This is a genomic window from Sphingomonas faeni (genome assembly GCF_040407495.1).
GTDB lineage: Bacteria > Pseudomonadota > Alphaproteobacteria > Sphingomonadales > Sphingomonadaceae > Sphingomonas > Sphingomonas faeni_D.
The window spans coordinates 428,272-447,186 of record NZ_JAPZPP010000002.1 but is presented as its reverse complement, the minus strand read 5'-3'; the positions used below and the strand labels follow the sequence as shown (position 1 = coordinate 447,186).

Here is an 18,915-nt window from a genome sequence, read left to right as displayed (position 1 = left end):
GACCGGCCCCTAGAGTGCGACGGCGGGTGCGGCAAGGCGCGCAGCGGCAGAGGGATCCGCGCAGGTGACAAAGCGGCGGGTGGCTCCTAGACCACGCGCGATCGGGCGGCGGTGCTGCCGTCATGCGAGGGATCGTTCGTCATCTGCGGAATTGCCGGCCTTTACGCACGGGGTGGCGGTGTCGTCTCGCCCCGCCTCATCACTGCGCAGTGCGATACGATCCTGCACCGCGGGCCCGACGACCAGGGCGTGATGACCGATGGCGATTTCGGCTTCGGGATGCGCCGGCTCAGCATCATCGACATCGAGGGCGGGCACCAGCCGTTCCATTCGCCCGACCACCGCTATGCGCTCGTCTTCAACGGCGAGATCTATAATTTCCGCGAGTTGCGGCGCGAGTTGCAAGCGCTGGGCCGCGTGTTCGAGAGCGCGGGCGATACCGAGGTGATCCTCGCGGGCTATGAACGCTGGGGCGACGACGTCTGGGCGAGGCTCGACGGGATGTTCGCGGTCGCGGTGTGGGATACGCACGCCCGTCGCCTGACGCTGGCGCGCGATCCGATCGGGATCAAGCCGCTTTACTACACCGACCAGGCCGCAGGGTTCGCGTTCGGCTCCGAGCTGAAGACGCTGACGCTGCTGCCCGGCATGGCGTTCGACGTCGATCGTCGCGCGCTCCACGATTATTTCAGCTTCGGCCATGTCCGCACCCCGCGCTCGATCTATGCGCAGGTCCGCACCCTGCCGCCGGGGCATGTGATGACCGTCGACGCGAGCGGCACGCCGACGATGCGCGCCTATTGGACGCCCGCCTATCATCCCGCCGAGCCCCGATCCGAGGCGGCGTGGATCGAGCGTTTCCGCGACGAATGGCTCGACACGATCGGCAAGCAGATGGTCGCGGATGTCGATGTCGGCGCATTCCTGTCCGGCGGCGTAGACTCCTCCGCGGTAGTCGCGGCGATGGCGCAGGTCTCCGATCGCCCCGTCCGCACCTTCACGATCGGCTTCCCCGACCCCCGCTTCGACGAGTCGCCGCATGCCGAGGCGATCGCGCGGCATCTCGGTTGCAACCATGTCACGCGCACGCTGGAGCTCGCGGATGCGCAGGCGATGCTTCCCGAGGTCCAGCATTACTACGACGAGCCGTTCGCCGATCCGTCCGCGGTGCCGACCTGGTACGTCAGCCAGATCGCCGCGCAGGAGGTGAAGGTCGCGCTGTCGGGCGATGGCGGCGACGAACTGTTCTTCGGGTATAAGCGCCACGCGACCGAGCGGCGGATCGGTGCGCTGCCGGCCCCGCTGCGTCGCCTGGCACGCGCGCTGGATGCGGTCCCGACTTTGCCCTCACGCCATGCGAACGCCGTGTTGCAGCGCTGGCGGAAAACTACCGGCAGCGCTGCACTCCCGAACGGCATCGCGCGGTTCTTCGCCAAGACGCAGATCACCAACGAAGCCTTCCGCCGCGAGATATTCTCCGCTGAGTTCATCGCCGAGGAGGAAGGCGGGATCGCCGCACTGGTCGCGGAATATTTCCCCGATCCCGACGCGATCTCGACCGACACGCTGGAGCAGTTCGGGTTGGCGGACCTCGCGCTCAATCTGCCAGGCGCCATGCTGACCAAGGTCGACCGCGCGAGCATGGCGCATTCGCTCGAGGTGCGCGTGCCGATGCTGGGGCAGGGGATGGTCGACCTCGCCCAGTCGATGCCCGCCGACATGAAGCTGCACGGCAAGATCGGGAAATACGTCATTCGCCAGGCCATCGCGCCGTGGCTACCGGAGGGGATACTCAACCGCCGCAAACAAGGCTTCCAGATGCCGCTGGCGGCGTGGTTCGCCGGCGATTTCGGCGCGTATGCCGAGCAACTCTGGCGCGACAGCGGCGTCCGCGAGCAAGGCATCTGGCGCGCCGCCGCGGTCGACAAGGTGTTCGCCGATCACCGTGCGGGGAAACGGGACTACAGCCGCTTCCTGTATGCGCTGGCGATCTACTGCCTCTGGTGGATCGGTCGGCCCAAGGCGTTGGCCGTCACGACTTTTTGACCCCGTTCTCCTGCGTTCGCAGGAGAACGGCGCACCAGTCACTCACCGTCATCCTGACGAAAGTCTGGACCCAGAGCCACGAACGTCCACCTTTGTCACCCTGGGTCCTGACTTTCGTCAGGATGACGACAATGCGCTCAAGCCAGCCAACTCGTCAGCGTCTCACCCTTGGCCTTGCGCACCATCGCCTGCACCAGCCGCACCAGATGCACCACCAGCGAGATCGCGGTCCACGCGGCGACCCCGATGATCCCCCAGTCCGGCCGCGTCACCAGCAGCCCCGCGAACAGGATCACCATGTTCGGATTGCGTCTCGCGGTGATCAGCCGGAACCAGCTGTCAAACCGCTCCCACACGTGGATGTGCATTCCGAACCGGACGATGAACGCCCCCTCGATCAAGCGCTGCGCGACATAGCCGAACAGCATCGTCCCGATCACCGCCCAGAACACGCCGTCCTCGAGCGGCCGCCCGTACGGCGCGCACCCCGCCGCCCAGGCCCACCACCAGAAGGGCGGGTGCACTAGGTCCACCCCGTGGTCCCACGCATTGCCGAGCTTCGACGAAGTGATCGTGCACCGCGCCAGCTTCCCGTCGACGGTATCGAGCACCATGAAGAACAGACCTGTAGCCAGCCCGGTCCAGAACCAGCCATACCAGAACGCCACGGTCGCGACGATACACAGCACCGAGCCGAGCGCGGTCACCTGGTTCGGCGTGATCCCGGCGCGCGCGCAGACCCGCGTGATCGCCAGCGCCCATTCCGGCCACAGATACTTGGTCAGCAGGTCGGTGACGCCCTTGTACGCGCCGACATAGCTCGCGCGCTCGATCGCCGGCACAGCCGCGGGGGTCAGCAGTTCGGCGAACGGGCGTTCGCGCTTGCGCAACGCCTCGTTGAAGATGCCTTCCTCGGCCTCGGCGGCGATCACGGTCAGCCCGGGCACCAGCGGTGCCTCGCCGAGCATCGCCGCGGTCATCCGCGCGCGCTCGTCGGCACCCCGGACATGCGCGAGTACGGGGACGCCGGTGCGGGTCACGACGGTGCCGGGCCGCGTCTTCAGATACGCGATCCACATCGGGTCGAACGCGTAGGCGAGGTTGGCGAGGATCACCGGGCCGGTGTCGCCGTCGCCATCGGCCGGCAACCCTTGCGCGACGCCTATCCGCCGGATCCGCTCGGCATTGGTCATGCCCCAGAGCAGCGTGTCGTTCGCCCGGACGGTCCGGAGCGCTGGCGTGGGGGCTGTCGAATCTACCATGCCGCACCCGTTACCCGATCTGGTCGTGAAAGCGAGAGGGGGTGGTAAGTGAAGGACACTCCCCCAGAGCCGCCACCCCGGCGAAGGCCGGGGCCCAATTGGAATGACCGGCGTAACCTCGCGCGGTCCTTCGTTGGCAACGTCCCCCAATTGGGCCCCGGCCTTCGCCGGGGTGGTGGAGTTTTAGCGGACCGGCGTGCCCTCCAATACCCGAACGATCTCCCCCGCAGCTCTCGCCGCGCCACCTTCGACAGCCCCGAGCGACCGCTCAGCAAACTCCGCCTGAACCGCTGCATACTCCGCATGCCGCAGCGCCGAGCGATCCACTGCCGCCACGACATCCGCAACGTCGCCAACCACCTCGCCGCAAACCCACATCGCGTAATTCAGATCGCCCTCCCAGACGGCACCCCCCGCATTGAGGAACACGCAAGGCCGTGGGCGCATCAGGAACTCGATCACCTGGCTCGACGTATCGCCCAAATACACGTCTGCGACGCCGGTGTAGCTCCCGTCGACCATCGCGAACCCGTCGATGTCGCAATGCACATGTGGCAAGTCCCCGATCTCGCGCATCAAGTCCGCCACCTCGGGCGCGCGCTCGACCAGTCGCTGGTGCGGCGCGAAGATCAGATTGTAGCGCCCGTCCGCGACGATCCGCCGCACCACCTCCGCCCCCCAGCGCCACCACGACGAGCGATGCTGCTGCCAATGCGGCGTATACAGGACGACCGGCCGCGTATCCGCGAACGGCGGCGCGGCGTGCGTCCGGTGCGTGAAGTCGGCCTTCACATAGCCCGTCGCGACGAACCGCTCGGGCGCGAACCCGCGGTCGAGATAGGTCTGCCGTTCAAGCTCACTCGGCACCAGAGTCAACGCCGCCGCCCGCCGCCGCGGATCGTCGCGCGCACTCATCGAGCCAACCCCGTGCGAGGTCTTCACGAACTTCGCGCGCATCGGAAACAGCCGCGGCAGCCACAGGCTCGTCTGCTCGGCACACACCACGATGCTCGCGCTGCGAAGATACGGCAGGAGTCGCAGCAGCATCGGCATCTTCGCCGGCAGCACCGGATTTCGGCCACTGCCATCGTCCGCAACGACGCGAAACCCCGGCGCGCGGCGAATGCGAACGGTCGGGAAGGGCGCCGTCCACCGCGTCAGCAACGTCTCGTGCACCGACGTGCTCACCCAAAGCTCGATCGGCACGTCCGACGTCGCAGCGAGCGCCTCGACTATTGGATAGAGATGCGGGATCAGCAGCGTCTCGCCGAGGAACAGGAACGCAACCTTTCCCTTCGGGCGCGGGGCGGTCATGGCCGGTGATCGCGTTCCCAGAGCGCGATGTCCTCGGGCCGGTCGATCTCCTGCCAGTGCACGTTCGGCGGGATGCGGACCGCGCGCACGCCCGGCCCCTGTGCGACGCGCGCGACGACCGCGTGGTGATAGGCGTGAATGCCGTTTTCCTCGCCGATCACCTTGCGCAAAGCCTCGGCATAGGCAGCGCCGCCGTGCGACACGATCAGCCCCAGCGATCGATCCGTCGCCTCATGACCGACGAGGTGCTTGCCGACGGCGATCACGCGGTCGCCGTCAGCCTCCACGAGCATGTCGTCGAGCCCGGCATCGGTCAGCGGCTCGACCAGCAGCGATACGCCGCCCGCGTCGCCGGCGAGCGCGGTGCGGAGGATCGTCGGTTCGAACACCGTGTCGCCGTTCATCAAAGCGAACGGCGCTTCGAGATAGCCGCGCGCCGCCCAGACGCTGCCGATGCTGTTGGCGGTCGCCCAGAACGGGTTGAAGACGAGTTCGGTCGGCAGGCCGCCATCGCGTGCGTTCAGATGCGCGTCAATCTGGTCGATCCGGTAGCCACCGACGATCACCGCGCCGGCAAATCCCGCCGCAGCGACCGCGTCGAGCTGATGGTCGAGGATCGCACGACCGCCGACTTCGACCAGGCATTTCGGCGTGGTGAGCGTCAACGGCAGCAGCCGCGATCCGTGACCCGCGGCAAGGATGATGGCCTTCATGGGGTCCGGCTGTACGGGCGAAGTGTGGCAGGAAAATGCATCGATCGAGCGGCCTTCTGCTTCGTCTTCTCCCGCCTTCGTGGGGAATACTATCGCTGCACCGCTGCCGCATCCTCCCGCGACCAGCCGCCGCCCATTGCCTGGTACAGCGTGACATACGCGGTCAGCCGATCCGCGCGCGCCTGCACCAACGACAGTTCCGCGGTCAGCAGCCCGCGTTGCGCATCGAGCTGGTCGATATACGCCGAATAACCCGCGCGATATCGGTTCGACGCATTGCGGAGCGCGCCCGCGAGCGCATCGCGCTGGCCGGCAAGCGCGACGGCCTGCTGGCCGGACCGCTGAACCCCGGCGAGGCTGTCGTCGACTTCGCGGAATGCCTGGAGCGCGGTGCGGCGATAGGTGAACGCGGCTTGGTCGCGACGCGCGGTGGCGGCGTCGGCTTGGGCGCCCAGACGCCCGCCGTCGAAGATCGGGCTGAGCACGCTCGCGCCGATCGAGAACACTGCGATCGGGTTGGCTAGCGCGGACGACAATACCACGCCCGCAGAACCGGTCAGCGCGAGGTTGGGCAGCATCGCCGCGCGCGCGCTATCGAGCGAGCGATCGGTGGCGACCAGCGTCTGCTCGGCCTGGTACAGATCGGGGCGGCGGCGGAGCAGGTCGGCGGGGAGGCCGTCTGGGATCGCCGGAGCGGCGAGCTGGTCCAGCGTGCGGCCGCGCGCGATAGGGCCGGGGGTGTCGCCAAGCAGCAGGCTGAGCGCGTTCTCCTGCCGGCTGATCGCGAGCTGCGCGGCGGGGACGAGCTGTTCGGTGGCGTGGTATTCCGCCTCCGCCTGGCGCAGTTCGAGGTTCGAGGTGTAACCGGTCTCGGCGCGGCGACGGGCGATGCGCAAGCCCTCCGCGCGCGCCGCGAGCGTCTGGCGCGCGACGGCGAGGCGGAGGTCGAGTGCACGTAGCGTGATGTAGCCGGTCGCGACGCTGCTCGCGATGCCGAGCCTCACCGTGTCGCGCGCGGCTTCGCTGGCGAGTAACTGCGCACGGGCGGCTTGGCTCGCGAGGCGGAGGCGGCCGAACAGGTCGAGGTCGTAGCTGATCGCCACCCCCGGCTGCGCGCCGATCGCGTCGGAGGGCGTGCCGAGCGGGCTGACGGTCTGGCCGGTGGTGCCGGGTGCCGAGCCGCTGACGAGCGGCGTCTGCTGCGCGCGGGCAAGACGTGCGGCGGCGCGGGCTTCGTCGATGCGCGCGGCGGCCGAGCCGAGGTCGGGGCTGTTGGCGAGCGCGCGGGCGACGAGATCGGTGAGGACGGGGTCGCCGAACGCGCTCCACCAGTCCGCACGGATCGGTGCCCCGGGGCCGAGCGCGGTGCGCCATGCGGGGGGCGGGGTTACCGCGGTGGTCGCTGGGGCCTCGGGGCGGGGGCCGATGCAGGCGGTGGCGAGGAGGGCCAGGGTCAGGGCGCCTATGCTCTTATTGCGGCGCCATCTTGATGCGCGATGCCACCCCGCAACGCTACGCCACCCCGGCGAAGGCCGGGGCCCAGTCGGAAAGGTCGAAGTAACGGCGGACTGCGCTCTGTTACAGCCGTCCCCCAACTGGGCCCCGGCCTTCGCCGGGGTGGTGGCGTGCGTCTGGGTGACGGCTTTTTGAGTTTCCCCCTCTGTCGCGTCACCCGATCCAAACCCTGAGCAAGCAATGTTTCCCCGCGAAGGCGGGGACCCAGTCTGGGCTCCCGCCTTCGCGGGAGAACAAAGGGTGGGGGGGACGTGCAATTTCGGTCGCATCACCGAACCCCCGGCCCACCGGCGGTATCCACACGCGCCTGCACCGACATCCCCGGTCGCAACCGTACGCTCAGCGGCTGCCCCCCAGCCACCCGAATCCGCACCGCGATCCGCTGCGGAACCTTGGTGAAGTTCCCCGTCGCATTATCCGCCTTCAGCACCGCGAACTCCGACCCCGCCGCCGGCGAGATCCGCTCGACCCGCCCGGTCAGCCGTTCGTTCGCCAACCCGTCGACCGTGAACGACGCCGGCTGCCCAACCGCCATCCGCGCGGTCTGCGCTTCCTTGAAGTTCGCGATCACCCAGGTTTCCGGCGGCACCAGGAACATCAGCTGCGACCCGGCCGTCACATACTGCCCGAGCCGTACGCCGACCTCGCTCAACCGCCCCTTTTCCGGCGCGCGGATCACGGTGTTGGCGAGGTCGATCCGGGCAAGCTGTCGTGCCGCCTCCGCGCCCGAGACGCCCGCCTGCTGCCCGCCACGCCCGACCTCGACCGTACGGATATCCTGCCGGGCAATCTCCCGCGCGGCCTTGGCTTGCCGGACCTGCGCCTGCGCCTGGCGCAACGCCGCCAGCGTCTGGTCGCGCTCGCGCAGGGACACTGAGCCGTCGGTCACGAGGTCGTTGACGCGCGCCATATCGGCCTGCGCGCGCATCAGTTGCGCCTCGGCATTGGCGACCGCGGCGTCCTGCGCCGCGAACGTCGCCTCGCGGCTGGCGGCCGTCTGTCGGCTGTTGGCGAGCGTCGCGGCCTGCGCATCGACCTGCGCCTGAGCCTGGTCAACGCGCTGGCGATAGATGCGGTCGTCGATCTTCACCAGCGGATCGCCCTGCTTCACATCGGCGAAGTCGCGCACCAGCACCTGCGTCACATAGCCGTTGACCTGCGGGCTGATCACCGTCGTCCGCCCGCGCACATACGCGTTGTCGGTCGACTGATAGCTCGTCGCGAACGGGGGCAGGCGCCATGCCGCCAGCACTGCGCACACGCCGGCGATCGCGAGCAAAGCAATGATGACGATGACGTTCCGGCTGGGCGGTTGCGGTCGCCAGCCGGAGCCGACCGGCGTGACCGGGGCGGCCGGTGCAGCGGCCACCTCCGCCTGCTTCTCTTCGGTCGCCGGCCCCTCGGCCACCGGGCTGCGTGCGTCGCTCATGTCGTCCTCTCAACCGGGCCCTCAAGCCGCGCCCGTCGTTCGCGTCGCGCGCGTCTCGCCAGCAGGAACAGCAGATATCCGAACGTGCCGCCAGCAAGCACCGCGATCAACCGGAAGACGTCGTCATACGCAAGCACGTTCGCCTCGCGCGTCGTGGTTTGCGAGAGGATCGCGGCGCCCTCGGCATTGCGCAGGGTCGGATCGACGATCACCCGGCTGACCGCGGCGCCACCCGCGGCGATGCGCTGCGTCACGATCGGGTCGGTCGGCGAGATCTGCTGGACCAGCGCGACGCTGTTCGCCTTCTCGCGGATCACCTGATAGCTGCCGAGCAACGCGGTGCCGCCGAGCCCGCCGAGCGAATTGATGATCCCGAACAGCGCGATGAAGCTGATGATGTGGCCTGCGCCTTCCTTCAGCGCGCGGGTCATGCCGAACAGCAAAGCGGGCCCGAGGAAGAACGTCGCGGAGAAGCCGATGATCGCCTGCGTCACGTACATCTGCGGCGCGCGCGTCAGGCTGGTCGCGTAGGAATCGAACCACGCCGCCACCGCGACCAGGCCGATCGCCAGCATGATCGGGTGGCCGAGGCGCTCGACATCCAAGGTCACCGCGCTCGCGATCACGCCCGCGACCGATGCGACGAAGATGATCAGGAAGAACGGTACGAGCTGGTCGTTGTTCTGGCCGAGCACGGTGAGCAGCCCGACCGACGCATAGGTCTGCTCCGACAGCACGATCCGCGCCATGACGATGACGATCGTGAAGCGGACGATGTCGGCGCTGCCGAGCCAGCGGGTGTTGAGCAGCGGGTTGGCGCGGTGATGCTCGACGACGATCGCGGCGGCGAACATCGGGATCGCGACGATCAGCGCCCAGCCGATCCACGGCGCGTTGGTCCACCACACGATCCGGCCGAGCCCCAGTACGGCGGCGAACAGCGCGGTCGAGCCGGCAAACAACACGAACGTCAGGAAGTCGAGCGGCTCGAACGCCTTGCTTCGCGTCGTCGGCGGTAGGCGGAGGGCAGCGACCGCGGCGAGCGACAGCAGAGCAAGCCCGAGTTCGAACAGGTACAAGGTCCGCCACTGAGACATCGCCAGCAGGTCCGGCGAGAAGAGGCGCGCGAGCGGCGTCGCGCATTGCGGGATGCCGATGCCGAGCACGACCGCCTTCAACCGCCATTTCGCGGGGAGCGACTGCATCACGTAATAGAGGCACAGGCTGCTCAACGCCGCGCCCACCATCCCGCTGATCGCGCGGACGGCGATGGCAGTCCAGAAGCCGTGTACGAACAGATGCGCGAGCGTGATCAGCACGTAGAGGATCAGGAAGATCATCGCGAACGGGCGCAGGCCGAACTGCGCGCGGAACTTGATCATCAACAGGTTTATGCTGACGTTGGTCATGACGTAGACCGTCGGCAGCCACGCGATCTCCGCCGGATCGAGCCCGAGCGCGCCTTGCAGCGTGTAGGTGTTGGCGCTGATCAGCGCGTTGCCGAAGCCTACCGTCAGGCCGAGGAGTATGCCGATCAGCGCGTAGGCGATCTGGCGGTGCCTCGGGTGGAGTGGCGAACCGGGGGAGCCAGGGAGGACGGGGCGTTCGTGTTCGGCGAACTGCCAGTCCTCTTCGCTCAGGAAGTGTCTGATTCTCTGGGCGATCATGGTTGGGTTGTTCTGGCATGATCGGGGCGGGGCGTCATCGGCTAACAGTGGTAGTCATGCGCAACCGGAATTCGAAAGCGCGCACCACCCCGGCGAAGGCCGGGGCCCAGTTGGGGGACGGGATTAACTGCGGACGGCCCGTCGTTACTGTCACCTTTCCAACTGGGCCCCGGCCTCCGCCGGGGCGGTGGCCTTCTTTAAAGGTGGCCGTCCCAAATTCCCCCGCCGACAGATGCTGCACTGCAGCGGAACATCCCGCTTCCTCCAACCGTTGCGCCTCAATGCGCATGTTCAGATCGCTCCACATACCCCCCGAATGGGTCTGGCTGGAGAGCGTCGCCGTCGTCTCGGCAGCCGTCCTCGTCGCGCTAATCGCGCATTGGCTGACGATGCGGATCGGCGGCCACGCCCAGCGCCGCTCGACCGCCAAGACCGACGGCCTCGTCCTCGCCCGCGTGCGCCGGCCGCTCCGCGCAGTGTTCGTCTCGGTCGCCGTGGCGTTCGTCTCACGTATCCTGCCGATGGACAACGACATCGAGGATCTGTGGAAACAGCTGCTCGGCTTCCTCGTCCCCGGGTTGCTCGGCTGGCTCGCCGTCGCTGCGTTGCGCGCGTTCCAGGACGTCATCGAGATCCGCGCCGACATCTCGGTCGAGGACAATCTGCGCGCCAGGCGGAAACGCACCCGCGCGGCGATCCTTGGGCGGATCGGGACGTTCTTCATCGTCTTCATCAGCGTCTGCCTGATGCTGCTGAGCGTCCCCGGCATCCGCTCGATTGGCGTCACGCTGATGGCGTCGGCGGGTATCGCCGGCCTCGTCGTCGGTGCGGCTGCTCAGCCGGCGCTGAAGAACCTCATCGCCGGCGTCCAGATGGCGTTCACCGAGCCGATCCGGATCGACGACGTGCTGATCGTCGACGGCGAATGGGGGCGCGTCGAGCAGATCAACCTCACGTTCGTGGTCATCAAGATCTGGGACGAACGCCGCCTCGTCGTGCCGGTGTCGAAGTTCCTCGAACAGAGCTTCCAAAACTGGACGCGCGAGACCAGCCAGTTGATGGGGTCGGTGTTCTGGTATCTCGATCCGTCGGCGGACGTGCCGAGGTTGCGCGAGAAACTAGGCGAGATCGTCACGTCGAACCCGCGCTGGGACAAGAGGTTCTACAACCTCCAGGTGACCGACGTGAAGACCGACTGCATTGAATTGCGCGGGCTGATGACCGCGAAGGACGCGGCGATCGCATTCGATCTTCGCTGCGACGTGCGGGAAGCGTTGCTAAAGTATATCCGCGAGGAAATGCCTGAGGCTATTCCACGCAACCGCCTGCTGATGGCGCCTGACCTTTCCACACACGTCCCGTCATCCTAACGAAAGTCAGGACCCAGAGCCAAAAACGATAGCGCTCGTGACCCTGGGTCCTGACTTTCGTCAGGCTGACGGAGTGGGTCTGGGAACGGTCCTAAGCCTCGACGTGCTCCGGCACTGCCTCGAGTGCAGTGATGAACAGCTCGCACCACCACATCACGTCCTCTTTCCGCACGTTGTCGATCAGCTTCTCCCACCGCACCTTGCGCTCGGCCAGCGGCATCTTCAGCGCCCGGTCGATCGCGTCGGACATTTCCTCGGGACTGTACGGATTGACCAGCACAGCGTCCTTCAGCTGCGTCGCCGCGCCCGCGAAGTGCGACAGCACCAGCACGCCCGGATCCTCGGGATCCTGCGCCGCGACATATTCCTTCGCGACGAGGTTCATCCCATCGCGCAACGGCGTCACCAACCCAACGCGCGCCGCACGGTAGATCCCGGCCAGAACATCCCGCGGGAAACCCTGGTTGACGTAGCGGATCGGCGTCCAGTCGATGTCCGAATACTCGCCGTTGATCCGCCCCGACATCGAATCGAGGTTCGCACGGATCTCCTGGTACGTGTCGACCTTCTCGCGCGAGGGCGGCGCGATCTGGAGCATGTAGACCAGCCCACGCCGATCCGGATGCGATCCGAGGAACCGCTCGTAGCCCGCGAACCGCTCCGCGAGACCCTTCGAATAATCGAGCCGGTCGACCCCAACGATCAGGCTGCGCCCGGTCGCCGACATGTACATCCGCTCCTTGGCATGCCGCGCCGCGTCGCTGTTCGCCGACTTCTCGAAGTCCGCGGTCTCGATCCCGATCGGCGTCGTGATCGCCTTGATCGTGCGGTCGCCGACCGTCACCCAGCCATCCTCGCCGACCACGCCGTCGAGCTGGCTGGTGACGTAGTGCAGGAAGCTGTCGAGCCAGTCCTGCGTCTGGAAGCCGATGACGTCGTACGCGAACATCGATTCGACCAGCGCGCGGTGGCTTGGCAGCGACAGCAGCATCGCCATCGGCGGCCACGGGATATGGAGGAAGAACCCGATCTTGTTCTCGACGCCGAGCTTGCGGAGTTCCTGGCCAAGCGGGACGTGGTGGTAATCGTGGACCCACACCAGATCCTCCGGCTCAATCAACGGCAGCACCGTCTCCGCGAACCGCTTGTTGACGCGAGCATAGCCGCTGGAGAAATCGCGTTCGAACTCGGTCAGGTCGATCCGGTAATGGAACAGCGGCCACAAGGTCCGGTTCGCATAGCCGTTGTAATATTCGTCGAAATCCTGCTCTTCGAGGTCGATCGTCGCGGTGGTGACGCCCTTGCCCTGCTGGAAATTGATGTGCCCGGTGAAGGTCTCGGTGGTCGATCCCGACCAGCCGAACCACACGCCGCCCTTTTCGCGCAAGGCGGCGAGCAACGCGACCGCGAGGCCGCCCTGGTTACCCGAAGGCGCATCGACCGACTGGACGCGGTTCGAGATGACGACGAGGCGGCTCATCGGACGGCACTCCACGGCTTGCTAAGCAGGACCGCGCAGTTGATCAGCCCCACCAGCGAATAGGTTTGCGGATAATTGCCCCACAGCTCGCCGGTATTCGGATCGATATCCTCGGACAGCAGCCCGGCAGGCGTCCGCCGCGCGACCATCTCGCAGAACAGCGCGCGCGCGTCCGCGGTCCGACCGGTCGCGTGCAGCGCCTCGATCAGCCAGAACGTGCAGACGTTGAACGCGGTATGCGGCAGGCCGAAATCGTCCTCGGTCGCATAGCGCAGCATGTGGCTGCCACGCCGCAGACCCTCCTCGACCGCCTTCAACGTCGACTGGAAGCGCGGATCGTCGGGCGCGAAGAAGCGCAGGTCGAGCAGCTGGATTAGGCTCGCGTCGAGATCGTCGCCGCCGAACGTCGCCGAGATACGCTGCGTATCCTCGCGCCACGCCGATTGCTCGATCGTCGTCCGGATCGTGTTCGCGCGCTCCTCCCAGAACGTCCGGCGATCCTCGAGCCCGAGCACCTCCGCCGCGTTCGCCAGCCGGTCGCACGCCGCCCAGCACATCGCCGCCGAATAGGTGTGGACGTGCGCCTTGGTGCGCAGCTCCCACAGCCCCGCGTCGGGCTTGTCGTACGTCTCCCAAGCACGGTCGCCGACGAGTTCGAGGCTCTTGAAATCCTCCTCGCTCGACATCCGGAACAGCCGCTTGTCGAAGAACGCCTGGACGTCGGACAGGATGATCTGGCCGTACGCATCATGCTGGATCTGCTCGTACGCCTGGTTGCCGACGCGGACCGGACCCATGCCGCGATAGCCGGGCAGGTCGCTTTCGATCCGCTCGATCAGCGTCGCCTCGCCGCCGACCCCGTAGAGCGGCTGGACATGGCCGCCCTTGGACGCGTCGACGATGTTGCGCAGATATTCGAGATAGCCTTCGAGCACGTCGAGCGCACCCAGCCGGTTCAGCGCCTGCACGGTATAATAGGCATCGCGGATCCAGCAGTAGCGATAGTCCCAGTTGCGCTCCGACCCCTCATGCTCGGGGATCGAGGTGGTGAGCGCGGCGACGATCGCGCCGGTCTCCTCGTGCTGGCACAGCTTCAGCGTGATCGCCGCGCGGATGACGACGTCCTGCCACTCGACCGGCGTCGCCAGCCCGCGCACCCAGTGGCGCCACTCGTCCTTGGTCCGCGACAGCATCGCCTCGGCCGCCTCGTGCAGCACGCCCGCGAAACTCTCGTCGGGGCCGAGGAACAGATGCATCTGCCGCTCGAGCCGGAACCAATTCTCGCCGACGATATGCCCAACCGGCGCATCGGTGGTCAGCCGCAGCGTCTGGTCGTCCATCAGGAAGCGGATGTGGTTCGAGCCCTGCGTATGATCGGTCGGCTTCCCCCAGTTCGTTGCGACCCGCATCCGAACGCGAATGCGCGGCGAGCCGGCGACCGGCTTGACGATCCGGACGAAGCTGGTCGGGCGATAGGTCCGCCCTTCGCGCACGAAGCGCGGGCAGAAATCGATCACCTCGACCGCGTTGCCGGCCTCGTCCTCGTGCCGCGTCACCAGGATCGGCGTGTTGCGGATATAGGCCTGCGTGGTTTTCGCACCGCCCTCGAGTTCGATCGCCCAGAACCCGGTCTTGGGCGCATCGCCGCCGAGCAGCGCGCAGAACGCCGGGTCGCCATCGACGCGGGGCACGCAGCCCCAGACGAACGTGCCGGTCTTGTCGATCAGCGCGGAGACCTGGCAATTGCCGATCGGCCAGAGGTTCATGTCGGCTTTTTGGGTAGGTGCGGTCATCGTGTTTCCAACATGGGTGTTTCCAATATGGCAGCAATCCAGTCGCGAAGTGCGGCAACGTCGTTCAGGCGGTAGGTGGCGGCGGTAGGCCGTTGCTCACCGATCAGCACGCCCGCCCCGCCAAGCTCGCGCGCGGCCTCGAAACCGTCCTCGTCGGTGACGTCGTCGCCGAAGAAATACGGCACGCTGCCCGCCATCGCCGGCGCGGCGATCAGATTGCGGAGGGCGGCGCCCTTGTCGCCGGGGGTGCGCAGTTCGACCATCATCTTGCCGCGCTGGAGCGTAAGGCCGTGGGTGACGGCGAGGTCTTCGGCGAGGCGGATCGCGGCGGGCTCGAAGTCCGGCGCCATCCGGTAATGCAGCCCGGCGCCAAGGCTCTTGGCTTCGTAGACGAGCCCGTTGGCGTCGGCGAAGTGGCGAAAGGCGTCGGCGGCGGCTTCAAGCGAGGCAGGGCGTTCGGCCGCAACATGACCGTCGTCGGGCGTGCGCGTCTCGGCCCCGTGGCTGCCGGCGACCGCGAACAGGTGCGCGTGCCGCCCGAGCATCGCGTCAAGCTGCGCGATCGATCGCCCGCTGATGATCGCGACCCGACCGGGGAAACGCGCGGCGAGCGTATCGAGCGTATCGAGCAGGATCTGGTCGACGACGACCGCATCGGGCGTCGCGGCAAGGTCGACGAGCGTCCCGTCGAAATCGAAGAACAGGCTGACGGCGTCGGGCACGGCAAGGGGCGGCGCGAGGACATCAGTCGCGGGCTGGCGTTCGGCTAGCATCATCCCTGAACCCATAGCGCCACCGCTCCGTTCCGCTGCACTGCAAAATTGGAACGGGTGCGGTTCGATTTTTGGGGTGGGGTGGGGTGGCTGCGGCAAGCGCGACCACCCTTCCTGTTCTCCCGCGAACGCGGGAGCCCAGGACCCAGCAGCGCAGCGCCCGCGACCCTGGCCCCCCGCCTCCGCGGGGGAACAAGAAAGAGAGAAGCAGGCATGAACGCTCGGACGTGGCACATTTTCACCACGCACATCACCGCCCCCACCACCACCCCGGCGAAGGCCGGGGCCCAATTGGAAAGGCAGTTGTAATAGCCCACAGTCATTCATCAGCCCGGTCCGCCCAATTGGGCCCCGGCCTTCGCCGGGGTGGTGGTGTGTGGCGGATGCGGACCCAGATCTTCTCCCGTCATTCCCGCGGAGGCGGGAACCCATATTGGCAGACCTTACCGCAAGCTCGCTGACGCCCGAGTATATGGATCCCCGCCTTCGCGAGGATGACGAAAGTTTATGCGGGGGGCACTTCAGTGTCTGGAGATGGCCACGCGGCAAACGCGTATCGACACCGATCCCAAAACAGAGACCCCGCCAATCCACCCCACCTGCGACACCTCGCGACACAAAACCGCTGGACTAGCCCCAGCCGCGTGGTCATGCCTGCCGCCCATGTCCCGCGTCCGCGTCCTTCTCTTCGCACCCGTATCCGCGGGCGTCCTGCTAGCCGGCTGCACCGTCGGCCCGGACTACCACCCCAAGGCCGCGGCAGAGCTGGGCGTCCCCGACGCCTATTCGGTCACCCCCGAAACTAAGCCCCAAGATCTCACCCGCTGGTGGCAGAAGTTCGACGACCCCGTCCTCGGCCAGCTCGTCGAGCAGGCCGCCGCCGCCAACCTCGACCTCGCGCAGTCCGTCGCCCGCCTCAGACAGGCCCGCGAAAGCCTGCTCCAGAACCGCGCATCGTTGCTCCCGACGGTCAACGGCTCGGCCGGCTATCAGCGCAACGAGAACGTCCGCGGCGGCGGGCGCTCGTTCACGCTGCCCGACGGCACGGTCGTCGACACCGGCGGCGGCGGCGCGAACAGCTTCACGCTCGGCGCCAGCGCCAGCTACCAAGTCGGCGTGTTCGGCGAGATCCGCCGCACCGTCGAGGCCAGCCGTGCCGACTATGCCGCGTCGGGCTACGACTACGCCACCGTGCTGATCTCTGTCGAAAGCGAGGTCGCGCGCAATTACGTCCTCGCGCGCTCGTACCAGCAGCAACTCGCCAACGCCCGCGCCTCGCTCGCGATCCAGGACGACAATCTCGAGATCGCCGGCTTCCGCGTCCAGGCCGGGCTCGTCTCCAGCGTCGATGCCGAACAGGCGCGCGCCCAGCGCGCGCAGACCGCCGCGACGATCCCCAGCCTCGACCAGCAATATGCCGCCGCCGTCGCGCGGATCGGCGTGCTGACCGGCCAGGCCCCCGGCGCGCTCCGGGCGATGATGGCGCCGGCCAAGGCGATCCCGACCGGCCCCGCCGCGGTCGGCGTCGGCATCCCCGCCGACACGCTGCGCCAGCGCCCCGACATCCGCTCTGCCGAACGCGCGCTCGCCGCCGCCACCGCGCGGATCGGCGTCGCCAAGGCACAGCTTTATCCCGCGCTCGCGATCACCGGCAATCTGAACACCAACGCGACCTCGATCGGCAACATCGGCGACGCGATCACCGGTAGCCTGTTCGCCGGCCTGACCCAGGCGATCTTCAATGGCGGGCGGTTGCGAAGCCAAGTCCGCACCAGCGAAGCCGCCGCCGACGGTGCGCTCGCGCTCTACAAATCCACCGTCCTGACCGCGCTGGAGGATGTCGAGAACGCCGTCGTCGCGCTCCAGACCGCGCAGGAACGCGAGCGGCAATTCGCGATCGCGCTCGACGCATCGAACAATTCCGCGATCCTCAGCCGCAGCCAATACCGCACCGGCCTCACCGATTTCACCACGCTCAACCAGCAGGAAACCGCACTCCTGTCCGCCCGCAACGGCGCCACGCAAGCGCGCGCCGATGCTGCGACCGCGCTGATCGCGCTGTACGCGGCGCTCGGCGGCGGCTGGGATTATACCGTCATTCCCGAAGCGCCACCGCGTGCGCAGAACACTTCAGAGGCACGCTGATGGCCGACGCATCGATCGACGACTTTCTCGGCGTAAAGCCGCAGGCCCCCTGGAAACGCTACGTAAAGTGGGTCGTGATCGCGGTCGGCGTGGTCCTACTGTGCCTGCTGCTCGCCAAGTGCTTCGGCGCGAAGGAGCAGACGCAATATTCCACGCAGGCCGCCCAGCGCGGCAACCTGACCGTCAGCGTCTCGGCAACCGGCAAGCTCGCCCCGACCACGCAGGTTACGGTCGGCTCGCAGCTGTCGGGCCTCGTCACCAAGGTCGTCGTCGACGTCAACGACCGCGTGACCGCCGGCCAGCCGCTCGCGCTGATCGATCCCGAACAGCTCGACGACCAGATCCGCCAAACCAGCGCTCAGCTCGCTGCGAACCAGGCGCAGGTCGCGCAGGCACAGGCGACCGTCGCCGAATCGCGCGCGCAGCTGAACCGCCTCGAAGAGGTCTCGCGCCTTTCGGGTGGCCGCGTGCCGTCCAAGACCGAGCTCCAGACCGGCCGCGCCGACTACGCGCGTGCGGTCGCGGCGCAGAAGGTCGCCGAAGCCAACGTCGTCGCCAGCCGCGCGCTTCTCGCGCAGAACCAGACGCAGCGGGCGCGTGCGATCATCCGCTCGCCCGTCACCGGTGTCGTGCTCGCGCGCCAGATCGATCCCGGCCAGACCGTCGCATCTTCCTTCAACACGCCGACGCTGTTCGTGATCGCCGAAGACCTCACCAAGATGAAGCTCGAGGTCGCGATCGACGAAGCCGATGTCGGCGAGGTCAAGATCGGCCAGAAGGCCAGCTTCACGGTGGACGCGTTCCCCGGCCAGACTTTCCCCGCGACGATCACGCGCGTCGATCTCGGCTCGAACCTGACGGTCAGCTCGGCCACCTCGTCGACCACGACCACGACGACCTCCACCGGCCAGGTGGTGTCCTACGCCGCCGACCTGACTGTCGCGAACCCGTCGCTGACGCTGCGCCCGGGCATGACCGCGACCGCGGACATCGTCACCTCGGACAAGCGCAACGTCATGCTCGTCCCCAACGCCGCGTTGCGTTTCAAGCCGAGCGCGGACGGCGCGAAGGATTCGGGCGGCGGCATCGCCGGCTCGCTGACCTTCCGGCCACGGCGCGGCGCCGGCGGTCCGGCAGCACGGACCGCGAAGCTCGATCGCGGCTCGCAGCAGACGATCTACATCAAGGGCGCCGACGGTACGCCACAGCCTGTCCAGATCACCACCGGCGACACCAACGGGACGATGACCGAAGTCCTGTCGGGCAATCTCCAGCCCGGCGCGCAGGTCATCATCGGCCAACTCGCCACCGGCACCGACACGACCAAGACTCCGCGCCGGTCGGGCGGCGCCAGCAAGGGTGCGGGCGGTGGCCAGTAATCCGCCCCCGCTGATTTCCTTGCGGGGCG

At 67.6% G+C, this 18,915-nt stretch carries 13 protein-coding genes; 4 read left to right on the top strand and 9 right to left on the bottom strand.

Going from position 1 to position 18,915, the window contains the following annotated elements:
* The first annotated feature begins 111 nt into the window (after positions 1-111).
* On the top strand, positions 112-2,046 hold the full coding sequence (asnB, locus tag O6W96_RS07005; protein WP_353468880.1) for an asparagine synthase (glutamine-hydrolyzing): 1,935 nt from the start codon (positions 112-114) through the stop codon (positions 2,044-2,046).
* 137 nt (positions 2,047-2,183) lie between these two features.
* Here asnB and O6W96_RS07000 read toward each other — a convergent pair whose 3' ends face one another.
* The 6 genes from O6W96_RS07000 to O6W96_RS06975 all read right to left on the bottom strand — a co-directional run bounded on the left by O6W96_RS07000 (position 2,184) and on the right by O6W96_RS06975 (position 9,946).
* Positions 2,184-3,308 (bottom strand): CDP-alcohol phosphatidyltransferase family protein, encoded by a 1,125-nt coding sequence (locus tag O6W96_RS07000; protein WP_353468879.1) that lies wholly within the window; start codon positions 3,306-3,308, stop codon positions 2,184-2,186.
* A gap of 183 nt (positions 3,309-3,491) precedes the next feature.
* Positions 3,492-4,622: a hypothetical protein gene (locus tag O6W96_RS06995; RefSeq protein WP_353468878.1), complete on the bottom strand. Its 1,131-nt coding sequence runs from the start codon at positions 4,620-4,622 to the stop codon at positions 3,492-3,494.
* Positions 4,619-5,335, bottom strand: a complete 717-nt coding sequence (locus O6W96_RS06990; RefSeq protein WP_353468877.1) for an NTP transferase domain-containing protein — start codon at positions 5,333-5,335, stop codon at positions 4,619-4,621. The genes O6W96_RS06995 and O6W96_RS06990 overlap by 4 nt, the downstream gene beginning before the upstream one ends.
* An 89-nt stretch (positions 5,336-5,424) precedes the next feature.
* A complete protein-coding gene (locus O6W96_RS06985; protein ID WP_435372206.1) occupies positions 5,425-6,792 on the bottom strand; it encodes an efflux transporter outer membrane subunit in 1,368 nt (455 codons plus the stop codon).
* 326 nt (positions 6,793-7,118) lie between these two features.
* Positions 7,119-8,279 (bottom strand): HlyD family secretion protein, encoded by a 1,161-nt coding sequence (locus O6W96_RS06980; RefSeq protein ID WP_353468876.1) that lies wholly within the window; start codon positions 8,277-8,279, stop codon positions 7,119-7,121.
* The gene (locus O6W96_RS06975) at positions 8,276-9,946 is read right to left on the bottom strand and encodes an MFS transporter (RefSeq protein ID WP_353468875.1); all 1,671 of its coding nucleotides are present in this window, start codon (positions 9,944-9,946) and stop codon (positions 8,276-8,278) included. The genes O6W96_RS06980 and O6W96_RS06975 overlap by 4 nt, the downstream gene beginning before the upstream one ends.
* Positions 9,947-10,227: 281 nt before the next feature.
* Between O6W96_RS06975 and O6W96_RS06970 the strand changes: the two genes are divergently transcribed.
* Positions 10,228-11,316: a mechanosensitive ion channel family protein gene (locus O6W96_RS06970; protein ID WP_353468874.1), complete on the top strand. Its 1,089-nt coding sequence runs from the start codon at positions 10,228-10,230 to the stop codon at positions 11,314-11,316.
* A gap of 91 nt (positions 11,317-11,407) precedes the next feature.
* Here O6W96_RS06970 and O6W96_RS06965 read toward each other — a convergent pair whose 3' ends face one another.
* Genes O6W96_RS06965 through otsB form a run of 3 tightly spaced genes read right to left on the bottom strand, consistent with a single transcriptional unit; the run spans position 11,408 to position 15,365 of the window.
* Positions 11,408-12,796: an alpha,alpha-trehalose-phosphate synthase (UDP-forming) gene (locus O6W96_RS06965; protein WP_353468873.1), complete on the bottom strand. Its 1,389-nt coding sequence runs from the start codon at positions 12,794-12,796 to the stop codon at positions 11,408-11,410.
* Complete coding sequence (locus tag O6W96_RS06960) at positions 12,793-14,589, bottom strand: glycoside hydrolase family 15 protein (RefSeq protein WP_353468872.1); 1,797 nt, start codon at positions 14,587-14,589, stop codon at positions 12,793-12,795. Before O6W96_RS06960 ends, O6W96_RS06965 begins: the two co-directional genes overlap by 4 nt.
* A complete protein-coding gene (gene otsB, locus O6W96_RS06955; RefSeq protein ID WP_353468871.1) occupies positions 14,586-15,365 on the bottom strand; it encodes a trehalose-phosphatase in 780 nt (259 codons plus the stop codon). The genes O6W96_RS06960 and otsB overlap by 4 nt, the downstream gene beginning before the upstream one ends.
* Before the next feature lie 660 nt (positions 15,366-16,025).
* Between otsB and O6W96_RS06950 the strand changes: the two genes are divergently transcribed.
* Both O6W96_RS06950 and O6W96_RS06945 read left to right on the top strand, forming a co-directional pair.
* A complete protein-coding gene (locus O6W96_RS06950; RefSeq protein WP_353468870.1) occupies positions 16,026-17,507 on the top strand; it encodes an efflux transporter outer membrane subunit in 1,482 nt (493 codons plus the stop codon).
* Positions 17,507-18,886 (top strand): efflux RND transporter periplasmic adaptor subunit, encoded by a 1,380-nt coding sequence (locus O6W96_RS06945; protein ID WP_353468869.1) that lies wholly within the window; start codon positions 17,507-17,509, stop codon positions 18,884-18,886. The genes O6W96_RS06950 and O6W96_RS06945 overlap by 1 nt, the downstream gene beginning before the upstream one ends.
* Positions 18,887-18,915: the final 29 nt, after the last annotated feature.